This is a genomic window from Rhodoferax sp. ZS1R8 (assembly GCF_056521325.1).
Genome location: NZ_JBWMBA010000009.1, coordinates 46,574 through 58,568, shown reverse-complemented (window position 1 = coordinate 58,568; position 11,995 = coordinate 46,574). Strand labels below are relative to the sequence as shown.

Annotated in this window: 11 protein-coding genes; 4 read left to right on the top strand and 7 right to left on the bottom strand. The window is 60.6% G+C overall.

Going from position 1 to position 11,995, the window contains the following annotated elements; all coding sequences use genetic code 11:
- The first annotated feature begins 514 nt into the window (after positions 1 to 514).
- On the top strand, positions 515 to 1,654 hold the full coding sequence (purT, locus tag AC097P_RS22805) for a formate-dependent phosphoribosylglycinamide formyltransferase (protein ID WP_479612732.1): 1,140 nt from the start codon (positions 515 to 517) through the stop codon (positions 1,652 to 1,654).
- A gap of 10 nt (positions 1,655 to 1,664) precedes the next feature.
- Here the strand turns inward: purT and AC097P_RS22800 are convergent, their stop codons facing one another.
- Entirely contained in the window at positions 1,665 to 2,756 is a 1,092-nt protein-coding gene (locus tag AC097P_RS22800; RefSeq protein WP_479612731.1) for a hypothetical protein, read from the bottom strand.
- A gap of 337 nt (positions 2,757 to 3,093) precedes the next feature.
- Here AC097P_RS22800 and AC097P_RS22795 point away from each other — a divergent pair, with 337 nt between their 5' ends.
- The gene (locus tag AC097P_RS22795) at positions 3,094 to 4,326 is read left to right on the top strand and encodes a tetratricopeptide repeat protein (protein ID WP_479612730.1); all 1,233 of its coding nucleotides are present in this window, start codon (positions 3,094 to 3,096) and stop codon (positions 4,324 to 4,326) included.
- Positions 4,327 to 4,350: 24 nt separating this feature from the next.
- The gene (locus tag AC097P_RS22790; RefSeq protein WP_479612729.1) at positions 4,351 to 4,800 is read left to right on the top strand and encodes a DUF1877 family protein; all 450 of its coding nucleotides are present in this window, start codon (positions 4,351 to 4,353) and stop codon (positions 4,798 to 4,800) included.
- 4 nt (positions 4,801 to 4,804) lie between these two features.
- Here the strand turns inward: AC097P_RS22790 and AC097P_RS22785 are convergent, their stop codons facing one another.
- The 6 genes from AC097P_RS22785 to nadC form a co-directional block, all read right to left on the bottom strand.
- On the bottom strand, positions 4,805 to 5,389 hold the full coding sequence (locus AC097P_RS22785; protein WP_479612728.1) for a hypothetical protein: 585 nt from the start codon (positions 5,387 to 5,389) through the stop codon (positions 4,805 to 4,807).
- Between the two features lie 57 nt (positions 5,390 to 5,446).
- The gene (locus AC097P_RS22780) at positions 5,447 to 6,286 is read right to left on the bottom strand and encodes an MOSC domain-containing protein (RefSeq protein ID WP_479612727.1); all 840 of its coding nucleotides are present in this window, start codon (positions 6,284 to 6,286) and stop codon (positions 5,447 to 5,449) included.
- A 16-nt stretch (positions 6,287 to 6,302) separates the two neighbouring features.
- A complete protein-coding gene (locus AC097P_RS22775) occupies positions 6,303 to 7,802 on the bottom strand; it encodes a glycoside hydrolase family 13 protein (RefSeq protein ID WP_479612726.1) in 1,500 nt (499 codons plus the stop codon).
- A gap of 72 nt (positions 7,803 to 7,874) precedes the next feature.
- Entirely contained in the window at positions 7,875 to 9,110 is a 1,236-nt protein-coding gene (locus tag AC097P_RS22770) for an EAL and HDOD domain-containing protein (RefSeq protein WP_479612725.1), read from the bottom strand.
- An 84-nt stretch (positions 9,111 to 9,194) separates the two neighbouring features.
- A complete protein-coding gene (gene nadA / locus AC097P_RS22765; protein ID WP_479612724.1) occupies positions 9,195 to 10,325 on the bottom strand; it encodes a quinolinate synthase NadA in 1,131 nt (376 codons plus the stop codon).
- Complete coding sequence (gene nadC / locus AC097P_RS22760) at positions 10,322 to 11,197, bottom strand: carboxylating nicotinate-nucleotide diphosphorylase (RefSeq protein WP_479612723.1); 876 nt, start codon at positions 11,195 to 11,197, stop codon at positions 10,322 to 10,324. Before nadC ends, nadA begins: the two co-directional genes overlap by 4 nt.
- A 116-nt stretch (positions 11,198 to 11,313) precedes the next feature.
- Between nadC and panD the strand changes: the two genes are divergently transcribed.
- A complete protein-coding gene (gene panD, locus AC097P_RS22755; RefSeq protein ID WP_479612722.1) occupies positions 11,314 to 11,694 on the top strand; it encodes an aspartate 1-decarboxylase in 381 nt (126 codons plus the stop codon).
- Positions 11,695 to 11,995 lie beyond the last annotated feature (301 nt).

Sequence of the window (11,995 nt, the reverse complement as noted above, 5' to 3'; positions counted from 1 at the left end):
CGGTATTGGCACTCGCCGCGGTTTCCTCCTCCGAGCTTTGTACGACGCCCACCCTTGGTAAAAGTTCGTGGCAACATCGGCATGCCAGCACGGGTGGGCATCCTACAAACCTAAACTTAACCCGACTTTTCGCAGCGCCATCAAACCCACCCCTCAAGGCGAGTAGTGGGGTTTGCGGGCGTAGGCCGCACTTGCGGTTGCCACTGAGCAAGCGTACAGAAGCAGGATTGACGCAGTGATGGTGGCGGACAAGCCCGGTAGCCCGCGACGCGAGCCGGAGAACGCAAGCCACGCCGCCCGCCTTGCGCGCGGTGCTCGCATACTATGTCTCGCGAAACGCTTTGGCAAAACCAGTCGCTAGCCCTCGTGAAACGGGCGCCTATCGCTCCAAATTTCATAGCAACCGCAGCATTGAAAATCCGCATCTCCCATTGGTATAGGACCGTTGACGCCACCCCAGCCCGGCCATGGAACAATTGCCACATTTCCATCTTCAAACCACTCAACTCCCCCTATGAAAAAAGTCCTCCTGCTCGGATCCGGCGAACTCGGCAAAGAATTCGTCATCAGCCTCAAGCGCCTAGGCTGCCATGTCATCGCCTGCGACAGCTATGCCGGCGCGCCAGCCATGCAGGTGGCCGATGAATTCCGTGTGTTCAGCATGCTCGACGAAGCGGCTTTGCGTGCGTGCATCCTGAGCGAAAAACCCGACCTGATCGTGCCCGAGATCGAGGCGATACGCACTGAGGTGTTGTTGGAGGTGGAGCAGCAGGGCTTTGAGGTTATTCCCAGTGCACGCGCCGCCAACCTGACGATGAACCGCGACCGCATCCGCGATGTGGCCGTGGGCCTTGGCGTGCGCACTGCCAAGTTTAGTTATGCGGAGTCCGCCGCAGACTTGTTAAGCCAGGCGCAAACCATCGGCTTTCCGGTGGTGATCAAGCCGGTCATGAGTTCATCGGGCAAAGGGCAAAGCGTGGCCCGCACAGCAGCGGATATTGCCCACAGCTGGGACTATGCCTGCCAGGGCATGCGCGGCGACCGGCACAAAGTCATCGTTGAGGAGTTCATCCACTTTGAATTCGAAATCACGCTGCTGACCATTCGACAGCGCAACGGCCAGACGCTGTTTTGCGACCCGATTGGCCACGTGCAGGAGCGCGGTGACTACCAGTACAGTTGGCAACCCCAGGCCATGCGGCCTGAACACCTGAAGACCGCGCAGCAGATGGCGGAAAAGGTCACCACCGATCTGGGCGGTGCCGGCCTGTTTGGTGTGGAGTTCTTTGTGACACGGGACGAGGTCATCTTCAGCGAACTCAGCCCGCGCCCGCACGACACCGGCATGGTCACCCTGATCAGCCAAAACCTCAGCGAATTTGACCTGCATGCGCGCGCCGTGCTGGGGCTGCCCATTCCGCTGATCGAATCGACCGAGGGCGCCAGTGCGGTCGTGCTGGCCACGGCCGATGGCAGCAACCCCACGTACACAGGCATCGAGGACGCGCTGAGCGAACCCGGTGTGGACGTGCGCATTTTTGGCAAACCTACCACTCGTCCCTACCGGCGCATGGCGGTTGCGCTCGCACGCGGTGCCAATGCGTTGGCGCGGGCCCGCGCCGCGGCGCAGAAAGTTACCGTGCGATCGACATAGCTTGGCCCGCTCAGGTCTGGGCCAACGCCGTCACCCAGGCTTTGCGGATTTGCCGACCGCACTGGGCCGAGCCATACCAGCCCCCGTCTACCTGACGGGCGACGATTCCATAGTGGCTGCGGCTCGCGTCAATCCAGGGATAGAAGCCAAAAGCTCCTGGGCTGCTGAATGCGCCATCTCCAACCACCGGATCGTCTTCTACCCAGTGCCCAATAGAGTAATGCCAGCTTTCACTGGTGGGGACCGGCGTGCTGATAGCCTGACCCGCAGGGCAAGTTGCAGGGTTGGTGCACACCGCGTTGGTGCCCAGCAAACCCGCCATCGCAAGATTGCCAGTGATCAGCTTTCGTAGGAAGACTGCGTAGTCGCTGGGGGTGGTTACTACACCTCCCGCGGTCTGCGGTTGCGAATAGTAAATCCCAATGTCCGTTCCGATTTGCGAACGTACCTCTGCGGCAAGACTCGCATTGTTCAATGGTCCCAAGCCGATCCGGTCGGCATGGTTTTGCATATGTCCACCGTTGTAAAAAAACAGGTTGTCTGTTTTGTTGGAGTGCACGCCATTGGCGAGATAGGATGCGCAGCTTTCTACGGTTTGGCCTGGCACGCAGGTCGAAAAATTGGTGTAACCGCTGCGGAAAGTCAAAAACTTGATATCACTATCACTGAGTAGTCCACCGCGCCGTTGTGCCACATAGGCACCGTACAACCACTTGGACGCCGATGCGATGCTCATCATGCTGCTGGCGGAGTAGACCGTGGTGCCATTGGCACTGCTGACCGATCCAGAAGCCCGGCCACCTTTCTTGTCTCCAATCTCCCAATAGAACGGCGCGATCTCTGCACAATGGTTGGTACGGCTCTGTGCTGTGGCGGTAGCAGCGGCAATCCGTTGATTCGCGCTTATACCATTGGTCGCAGATATCAGCGTATAGCCATTCACTCCCACACGTACATTTTTGTACGTATTGCCTTGGTACAAAACTGCACCCAAAGTCAGAACACTATTCTCGGGCTCAAAGTTATCGGCTACCGGTGGGCCGCTATCCATACCCAGCAGGGTGTAGGCGCTCAGAATAGCAGAGACATTCGTATAGGTCATATCACCTAGTGAAATGGACGGCATGGTCAACAGGTTTGATGTCGGGTCAAACGTGTCGGCCGCTCGGGTGCCAGTGGCTCCGAATAACACAACGATTGCCAGCGCGAGGCTTGTGCAGTTTTTTGCTTGAGCTGTTGATTTCATGCACTGAATTAGATTCGCCGGATGTAAATTTTTTGTATACCGCTTGAAAAGCTATTGAAAATCTTGGTCGGCCCCCGCACGACAAGTTGCTCGGCGCCTAAATTTAAGAAAATTCTTGCTGATGGCAGCTTCGGCGGAAAACTGTGACGCACGCCATGCTAAAGTTTTAGCACACGGAAAGGGGAGAGACAGCATGGCTGAAACACGCAAGAGTGCGCCCATCGCTTACGTTCTGGCGCTGGTCACGGGCCTGCTTGGGGGGCACAATTTTTATTTGGGCCGGACAGCTGCCGGGGGCGGCCAGCTCGCGCTGACCCTCATCGGGAGCAGGGTGTCACCGTGGCTGTTCACCGCGAACCTGCTGTGGATTCTGGGTGACCTTCTCTTCATGAACAAGTATTTGCAGCAGGCTAATGGCCTGGGTGCAGAGGCCGCAGAATCCGACGACGATAGTGACGCACCGCTTGATGCAGTCGCAGTAGGCAACTACAACAAACACCACGCAGACTTCAAGGCAGCTTTTGGCATGGGCGACATGCGCGGCGCCGACCGCCACGGAACGCTGGCGCTAGCCGCCTTGAGGGCAGCGGTCAAGAACCGCCCTGACGAAGTGTTATCCGTATACCTCGGCAATATGGGCGAGGTCTGCCGCCTGCTGGGTGACTACCCCCGTGCCCGGACCTACGCAGAAGAAGGCGTGGCCATGGGCAAGCAGTTGGGGCTGAAGCCTACGGATGAAGGCATGGCAGCTTCCATTAACAACCTGGCCCTGGTCTGCGCCGATATGGGCGACCACGCCGCCGCCGAGCGGCTCTACAGGAAACTGCAGGCCGCGCAGCCTCCGGGCCAGGCGACCACCGAGTCCGTCCGGGTACTGAACAACCTGGCCAACCTGTACGGCAAGACGGGCAAACCCATGGAGGCAGAGTTGGCCTTTGAGAAAGCGCTGGCCATGGCAGCCAAGGTTTCCGACATGGATGCCAAGCTGCACACCGACTTGCTGAACAACTACGCGTCGACGCTGATGGATAGACAAGCCTGGGACCGTTCCCGCGCGCTGTACCAGCAGGCGCTGGCAGTGCAGGAGCGCGCCTGCAAGGGCATCTCACGCGCCGCCGCCACCAGCCACAATGACCTGGGCGTCATGGCCGAGAAACTGGGCAACCTGGCCGCAGCACAGCAGCACCATGAGCGCGCCCTGCACCTCAAGCAGGTCTGCGCACCTGATGAATTGCTGGACATCGCGCAGTCCGAGCACAACCTGGGTGGGGTTTATTTTGCACGGGGCGACTATGCGCAGGCAGCAAAAATGGCCACGCGCCTGGTGGCGACGTACACCAAGGCGCTGGGCCCCGCGCATGCCAAGACCGTGCAGGCACGCACCAACCTGGCTGCGATTCCCAGTGAATACCTGCCAGCGCAGTAGCGGCAGAGCAACGGAGAGCATGGTATGAGCATGGGCGGCTGCTTTGTTTCGGTGGGCGGTTATCGCCTGCGCCAGATCCTTATCGATCCGGCGAACCTGTACGCATACAGCGAAACGCCTGCCGATGCCGGTGGCCCCACGGGCCAGCAGACGGTCGAACAAGCCTGGGACGTGGTGCAGACGCTGCTGCCCGAGGCGGTGGACGGCCAGCCGCTAGAGGGTGCTGACCTTGGCGAGATGTGCCTCTACCTTACGCCCAGCCAAGTGGTGGAGGCGCATGCGCAACTGCAGAAGCGCGATGCCTCAGCCCTTGTCCGGCATTTTGTGGATGAGCAGGAGCGCTACAAGGATTTGTACTGGGCGAACGTGTGGTGTGAAGACACACAGTGGCTGGAGCAGATGATCCGGGAGCTGATGCAGTTCTTTGCCGCTGCGGCAGCGCGCGGTGACGCGGTAATTTTCTACGTCGGGTGAGTAACTACGGCTTGCCGCCCAAAGCCCCGGACCATTTGTCCAGCGACGCCAGTACGGAAGACACGCTGAGAGCACTTTCAACAATGCTGCTCCAGGCGTGAGACTGCACCCTGACTCCATAGTGGTACATGGGATGCTCAATTTTGCGCTGGGCCACCTTGTCGGCGAGTTGGCTGTCGCTCAAGGTTTCCCCCAAAGATGCCAACACCTTCAGCTTCTCGGCCGCCATGCCCGGCACGCGCAGCAGCTTGATTAGGCGCATGTGCAGTTGCGGGTTGTTCGCAACACCCTTGGCTTTCGTATACAACAGGCGGTTCACGACCGTGGCCAGTACCGCATCGTCGGTGGTGTTGATTGATTGCCAGACGGTGGTGCCGGTGAAGCGGGTGAGGCCACGTCGCAGTTCGAGTTCAGAGCTTGGTAGGGCGTCCGGGTGGTAGAAATTGAAACCTACTGCGTTCCATTCCAGCGCCTCCAAATATTCCCATTTGTCGTCGGCATGGCTGCGGTACTGCAGGCGTATGCCGATATGGCTATGGCGGTCGTCGTTGCGCGATACCGGATTCGGGTTCTTGTCTTCGTCAGTCATGGCGCCAACTCCATCCATATGACTGCATTAGAGCACTTTGGCGGCGTGCAGCCACGGCTAGAAATTCAGCACCAACTCCAATGAAACGCCTTCCCGCAACGTCGCTGCTTGCCGTGCGTTGGCATAGATGCCAAAGTAAACCGGCCTGCCGGGGTAGCGCTCGGCACTGAGCCGGGTGACGGTCTCCAGCGGTTGGGCACCCGTTGCTGCGGTCGTTGGGTTCACATTTGGCACGATGCAGCGTATGCACGGCTCCTTTGCCACCGCCAATTGGGCCAAGCGATCCCCGTCCCGCCAGTGCAGGTCGGTGCAGTATTCTTCGACAAACGGGGCCAACGCCGACGGTCCCTCTGCCAAAACGATGTTGGGCCGAAACCTTTCGATTTCGGCACTGGGTTGCCCTATGTGGGCCTGCGCGGCGTTCAGTTCTGCCAGCGAAGCGGCAGACGCGATGTGGCAATGGTTGACCGTGGCACGCACCCAGGCTGCAGTGTCCAGGCGTACCAATCGCAAAGGCGCGCCGGTAATCTGCTGCAGCAGCGCGGCGGCGGCGTCACCGGCATCCGTGCCGTCAAAAGTTTCGTCCTGTTGCAGGCTGCCGTTCCAGATCTTTACCTGGCATGCGCCGGAGGTTGGCGGATTGGGTACCGTCAGGGCCTGCCCCTCTGGGCCTGTCAAGTGCAACAGCCCCGGCGACGTGTGCGTGCGGACCAGCGCAAGCCGTGGATGCGATCCCTGCCACACGACCTCTTGCTCACTGTTGACAATGACCCATTCCCGGTCCCCCACGATGGGGCCTTGGTCAGAAAACCGCAGGCTCTGCACGCGCTGCCCGGCGCAGGCCTTGACGGGGTAGATGTAGAGCGCGTCAACGACGGCAAGCAAAACTTCAGACACGGGGATCGAGGGGTAGTTAAACCCGGTTGCGGGGTTTGAAGAAACGGTAATGCTTGTAAGGCTCCGCAGCCTGGTAGACCGCGCCGCTGTGCGGTGCAATATTCAACCGAATGCTGGCGGCCTGCACCTTTGTATCGGGCGCGGTGCCCAGCGCGTCGTGCAGTGGCACACCGTCATACCAGTGCGAGTAGGGCAGCAACAGCAAGGCATCCAGCGGTTGGTCGCTCAGGTTGATGACCACTAATGCTGCTTCGCCGGGCACATCCGTGTGGCGCAAGAAGACCAGTGCATTGCTGTTGGAGAGGCGATCACCCAGCACGTTGACATCGCCGTACTGCAAGGCTGCGTTGGCTTTGCGCATGGTGATCAGGCGCTTGACCCAATCGCGCTGCGTGGGGTTCCAATCGGATTCGTTCCAGCGCATGGGGCGGCGGCAATCGGGGTCGGCGCCGCCTTCCATGCCAATTTCTTCGCCGTAGTAGACCAGCGGCACGCCAGGCATCGTGAACTGCATCAGCATGGCCAGGCGCGCTTTCTCGGCACTGCCCACGGTGGTGATCAAGCGCGGCGTGTCGTGGCTGGACAGCATGTTCCACGAGCACAGCAGGCCGGGCAAGCCGTAGTCGGCTCGGGCGTCGCGCAGTGCGTGGTTCATTTGCACCGCGTCGATGTTGCCAGCCAGCCAGGCCAGGGTGGCCGTGCGGTACCAGTAGTTCATCATGCCTTGGTAACCGCCACCGGCCTGGAACCAGGCGCCCGAAAAACCGTTCAACTCGCCCAGCAAACCGGCATTTGGGAAACGCGCGCCGACCACACTGCGCATCTCTTGCGCTACCGGTATGCCCACGTCCTGCGCCACGTCAAAGCGCCAGTTGTCCACGCCCTGGGCTAGCCAGTGCTGGACCATGCTGTCGGGCTTGCGGTACAGCACGTCACGCACCGCGGGGTTGGCCAGGTTCAACTCGGGCATGCTGGTGAAGTCTTGCCAGCACTGGTAACTGCCGTCTGCTTGCCAGGTAAACCAGTCGCGCTTGGACGCATCACCAGCCTGCGCTGCCAGAAACCAGGGGTGCCGGTCCGACACATGGTTCAACACCGCGTCCAGTGTCAGGCCCATGCCGCGGGCGTGCAGTGCATCGGTCAGGCGCTTGAGCGCGGCCTCACCGCCAAACATAGGGTCTATCTGGAAAAAATCGGTGGCGTCGTATTTGTGGTTGCTGGGGGATGCAAAGATGGGTGTCAGGTAGACGCCGGTTACACCCAGATCGCTCAGGTAGTCCAGCTTGTCGGCGATGCCGTCCAGATCGCCGCCAAAAAATTGGTGGGCCCAGGGTTGCTGCAGGGTGCCGTCGTTCCAGTCGCGCTTTTGGGCGTCCGGCAGGTCGTAGGCGGGGCTGGCCAGCTTATCGGCACTGCTGAGGCCACCGCCTATAGCAAACCGCTCGGGGAAGATTTGGTAGAGCACCTGACTGGCGGTGCGGCGGGTGAATGCGTCGAGCGGTGTGGGCGTCATCATGGGGGCACACCTTAGCAGCTAAACACGCTGTACAGCATGCCAACGGTTACCAGCCTGCAACAAATATCGCGACTATTCCTGGTAAACGGCCTCTGCCCAGATGATGGCTTCCATATGGGCCACATTGACATCGCGGTAGGACACATCCAGGCGCTGCGCAGCCTCTGCAAACACAACGGCGTCGTCCATCTCGCATGCAATTGCCATGGCCAAAAGGTCCATGTACTTGCCGGTGCCTTTCAACAGGGGCTCGGTAATCGGCGTGTCCAACTTAAGCAAACTCAGGGCTTCTGCCATGGGGCAACCCAGCATACGGTCCAGCAGCGAAAACAACCCGATCAGGAAGGCTTCTTCCTGTTCCTCCGCAGAGAAGTTGCCTGCGGCCAGTTGCTCCATCATCTTGGCGCGCACCACTGCCATGTTGCCGGTCAGGCTTGGCTTGCCGTCTACGCCCGCAGTCATCAACAGGGCTGCCCAGCGCTGCAGGCGGTCGTTACCAAGCATCATGACCGCCTGGCGTATGGATGTGATCTTGGTGCGCAGACCCAAGCCCGCTGAATTGATGAGCCGCAGCAGGTTGTAGCCCATCGTGGCGTCGCGTTTGATGGTGACTTCAATATCTTCCAGTTCCGCATCGCCACGCAGCTTGTTGAACAGGATGGCCGCACTGGCCTGGCTTGGGTTTACCGTCTGGCTTTTGAATACCTCAGGGCGCGAGAACCAGTACCCCTGAAAGAAGTGAAAGCCAATGCCTCGGAGCACATCAAACTGCGCCGCGCTCTCCACTTTCTCGGCAATTGCCATCGCGCCCGTGCGGCTGTGAATGGCGTCCAACAGCGCCTTCATCTTGCTCGGTTCGACGGCACCCACATTCACTTTGACAAAGTCGGCAATCTCCTGCCAGGTCTTGTAGACCGGTGCCACCACCGTGTGGTTGAATGCCAAGCGAAAACCGCGCTTGCGCAAGGCTTGTAGCTTGAATCGGGCTTCTTCGATGTTGGCGGGTGTATGCCCCGCAACCGGCGGTACTTCAATGATCGTGCGCTGGGGCACCAAAAAATCCCAGTGGGCGCCGGTCAGGCTGTCGTGTGTGGCGTTAATGAAGAGATCCGCCTGGCTATCCATGAGGTGGACGCCGCTTTGCGAGACAACATTCAGCACCAGTGAGATATCGCTGGCCAGCGTGTGATTGCGCTCACCCTGGGTGCGGTTGAATAGCTCATACCCAACGATGGACTTGTCCGCGTCCACGATGTGTTGGCGGGCTATTGAGAAAAAAAAGCGGTCCTGGCTATCTGCGTCTGTCAAAGCAATTGCTACCTTTCCGCAGCTCGGCGCGCTGTGCCGCCGTATCCCTGCGCCCTCATGATGTCGTCAATAGTAAGCTGCTTATCAGGCTGCACCGATGCCCGGAATCAACACACCGAGAGTGTGGCCTGACTTGAGCGCGGCGGTAAACGCCAGCATCCGATCAATCGGGCGGCGCGCCAGTAAACCCAGAGCCGGGTCTACGTGTATTTCATTGGTGCCGTGTTCCAGCACATGGGCCAGACCTGCCAAGCCGTTCATGGCCATCCACGGGCAATGCGCGCAGCTCTTGCAAGTGGCGCTGTTGCCGGCGGTGGGGGCCTCGTAAAAAACCTTGCCGGGGTTTAGCGTGCGCAGCTTGTGCATCATGCCGTTGTCGGTGGCGACGATGAATTCGGTGGCGTCCCTGTCGCGCGCTGCCTTGAGGATGGCGCTGGTAGACCCTACGGCGTCGGCGAGCGCCACCACGTCGGCGGGGGATTCGGGATGCACCAGCACCTTGGCCTTGGGGTGCTCCTTTTTCAGGGCTTCCAGCTCAAAGGCCTTGAACTCATCGTGCACGATGCAGGCGCCGTTCCAGAACACCATGTCCGCGCCGGTTTCGCGCTGGATGTAGCCGCCCAGATGCCGGTCGGGCGCCCACAGGATCTTTTGGCCCTGGTCTTTGAGTGCGCGCACGATGTCCAGCGCGCAGCTGGAGGTGACCAGCCAGTCGGACCGTGCCTTCACCGCCGCGCTGGTGTTGGCATAGACCACCACTGTGCGGTCGGGGTGGGCGTCGCAGAAGGCGCTGAATTCATCGACGGGGCAGCCCAGGTCCAGCGAACAGGTGGCGTCCAGGTCGGGCATCAGCACGCGCTTTTCGGGCGACAGAATCTTGGCAGTCTCCCCCATGAATTTCACGCCGGACACCACCAGCGTCTGCGCCGCATGGTCGCGGCCAAAGCGGGCCATCTCCAGCGAGTCGCTGACGATGCCGCCAGTCTCTTCGGCCAGGTCCTGCAGGTCGGGGTGCACGTAATAGTGCGACACCATGACCGCATTCTTTTCCTTCAGCAGGCGGCGCACCTTGTCTTTCAGTGCGGCGCGTTCGGTCTGCGTGGGCTCCACCGGGACGCGGGCCCAGGCGTGGCGGGTGCTGCAGACGCCGGCCTCACCGGCGGTGCTGGTGTCGGGTTGTTCGTAGTCAACGGTGATGGTGGCGGTCTGCATCATTGGGCTCCGGCAAAGGTATCAAAACGCATGGAGTAATCGGTCGCCTGTACGTCCTTGGTCAGCGTGCCAATGGAGATGCGGTCGACGCCCGTCTCGGCCAGCGCGCGCAGGCCGTCCAGTGTGACGCCGCCGGATATTTCTAGAATCGCGCGGCCGGCGTTGATGCGCACCGCTTCATGCAAGGTGGGCAGGCTCATGTTGTCCAGCAGCACCATGCGGGCACCGGCGTCCAGCGCTTCGCTGAGTTGCGCCAACGTTTCCACTTCGATCTCGACAAAGCTGGCCTCGGCGGCGATCTTGTCGGCCTGCTGCAGCACCTGGGGTATGCCACCGGCTGCGGCGATGTGGTTCTCTTTGATCAGGATGGCGTCGTACAGGCCCACGCGGTGGTTGGTGCCCCCACCGCAGCGCACTGCATACTTTTGCGCCAGGCGCAGGCCGGGCAACGTCTTGCGCGTGTCCACAATTGCGGCGCGTGTGCCGGCCACCACGGCCACATACTTTGCGGTCTTGGTCGCCACGGCGCTGAGCAGTTGCAAGAAGTTCAGCGCCGTGCGTTCGGCCGTCAGCAGGGCCTGGGCATTGCCCTGAACCTCAAACACCACCTGGTTGGCCTCGCAGCGGCCGCCATCCTGCACGTACCAGGTGATCTGCGCCTTGGGGTCTTGGGACAGAATGGCCGCCTGCACCCAGGCCTGGCCGCAGACCACGGCGTTTTCGCGGCACAGCACGCGGGCTCTAGCCTGGCGTGTAGGGTCAATCAGGCCGGCGGTCAGGTCGCCGTCGCCCACGTCCTCGGCCAGCGCGCGGGCCACGTCGGCTTGAGCCAGCTTTTCCAAGGATGCGGCGGAGAAATCAAATGACTTTTGCATAGGTAATCGGTTCAGAAAGCGCGCCATGCGGTGCCATACACTACGCGGCGTTGTAAGGGGTGGTCTTGGATGGTACACATCTGGCCGCCAGTCCACGTTTTTACCCGCCAATAGCCATGTTCAGAACCCTGCTCAAATCCAAGATCCACCGCGCCAGCGTCACCCACTGCGAACTGAATTACGAAGGCTCCTGCGCCATCGACGAAGATCTGCTGGACGCCGCCAACATTGGCGAGAACGAGCAGGTGCACATCTGGAACATCAACAACGGCGAGCGTTTCATCACTTACGCTATTCGGGCCGAGCGTGGCAGCCGCATCATCTCGGTCAATGGCTCGGCGGCGCGGCGCGCCGCCGTGGGCGATCTGGTCATCATCGCGGCCTTTGCGCAGGTGCATGAGGACCAGGTGAAGGGTTTCGAGCCCAAGCTGGTGTTTGTGAACCCGGATAACCGGGTCAAGGAAGAGCGCTCCACCGTTCCGGTGCAGATGGCTTGAAGGCTAACCGGGCGCTAGCCCTTGTGCAGAGGGTATGAGCAGCTATTGAATTTGTAGCGAGATCGTTGTGGGTTTAGGGCTTTGGTACGTGTGGCAGTGGGTTCTTTTGTTCTCTGAGACTGTCCCCACTCTCTCCCCCCGCCCTCTCTCGCCCCGCCGGGCGAGAGAGGGAGCCTTAACAGCCGTATGTGGATACGGGTTTTAAGGGGGCACGTACCAGGTGGGGCTAAAGACTAGGGCCCAGCAACTGTGCTGACAACGCACCGTGTCGCACGGCCTTGCCCGGGAAGGCCGTCGGGAT